Source organism: Mangrovicella endophytica, from assembly GCF_002893625.1.
In the GTDB taxonomy this organism is placed as follows: Bacteria; Pseudomonadota; Alphaproteobacteria; order Rhizobiales; family Rhizobiaceae; genus Mangrovicella; species Mangrovicella endophytica.
In genome coordinates this window covers 1-1,177 of the sequence record NZ_PKMZ01000027.1, presented here as the reverse complement: position 1 = coordinate 1,177, position 1,177 = coordinate 1, and the positions used below count along the sequence as shown (strand labels likewise).

The window sequence follows — 1,177 nt, the reverse complement described above, 5'->3', positions numbered from 1 at the left end:
ATGGCCAAGGGTAAATTCGAGCGGACGAAGCCGCACGTCAACATTGGAACGATTGGTCACGTTGACCATGGGAAGACGTCGCTGACGGCGGCGATCACGAAGTACTTTGGCGAGTACAAGGCGTATGACCAGATCGACGCTGCGCCGGAGGAGAAGGCGCGCGGCATCACGATCTCGACGGCGCATGTGGAGTACGAGACGGAAGCGCGTCACTACGCGCACGTCGACTGCCCGGGCCATGCCGACTATGTGAAGAACATGATCACGGGCGCGGCGCAGATGGACGGCGCGATCCTGGTGTGCTCGGCGGCCGACGGCCCGATGCCGCAGACGCGCGAGCACATCCTCTTGGCCCGCCAGGTCGGCGTTCCGGCGCTGGTGGTGTTCCTGAACAAGGTCGACCAGGTGGACGACGCCGAGCTCCTGGAGCTGGTCGAGCTTGAGGTGCGCGAGCTTCTGTCCAGCTACGAGTTCCCGGGCGACGACATCCCGATCGTGAAGGGTTCGGCCCTGGCGGCACTCGAGGACTCCAACAAGGAGATCGGCGAGAACGCGGTGCGCGAGCTGATGGCGCAGGTCGACGCCTATATCCCGACGCCTGAGCGTCCGATCAACCTGCCGTTCCTGATGCCGATCGAGGACGTGTTCTCGATCTCGGGCCGCGGCACTGTGGTGACGGGCCGTGTCGAGCGCGGCATCGTGAAGGTTGGCGAGGAAGTCGAGATCGTCGGCATCCGCGACAACAAGAAGACGACGGTGACGGGCGTCGAGATGTTCCGCAAGCTGCTCGATCAGGGCCAGGCCGGCGACAACATCGGCGCGCTGATCCGCGGCGTCGACCGCGAGGGCGTGGAGCGTGGCCAGGTGCTGTGCAAGCCGGGTTCGGTGAAGCCGCACACCAAGTTCAAGGCCGAGGCCTACATCCTGACGAAGGAAGAGGGCGGCCGTCATACGCCGTTCTTCACCAACTACCGTCCGCAGTTCTACTTCCGCACGACGGACGTGACGGGTGTTGTGACGCTGCCTGAGGGCACCGAGATGGTGATGCCGGGCGACAACGTGACGATGGACGTGACGCTGATCGTGCCGATCGCGATGGAAGAGAAGCTGCGCTTCGCGATCCGCGAAGGCGGCCGTACCGTCGGCGCCGGCATCGTGTCGTCGATCGTCGAGTAAG

At 64.5% G+C, this 1,177-nt stretch carries 1 protein-coding gene; it reads left to right on the top strand.

Features of this window, described 5'->3' with window-relative positions:
- Complete coding sequence (gene tuf / locus C0R46_RS20580; protein ID WP_102961547.1) at nt 1-1,176, top strand: elongation factor Tu; 1,176 nt, start codon at nt 1-3, stop codon at nt 1,174-1,176.
- Nucleotide 1,177: the final 1 nt, after the last annotated feature.

Excerpts from the sequence above, each read along its gene's own strand:
- tuf (WP_102961547.1), top strand. The coding sequence starts at position 1 with ATGGCCAAGGGTAAATTCGAGCGGACGAAGCCGCACGTCAACATTGGA.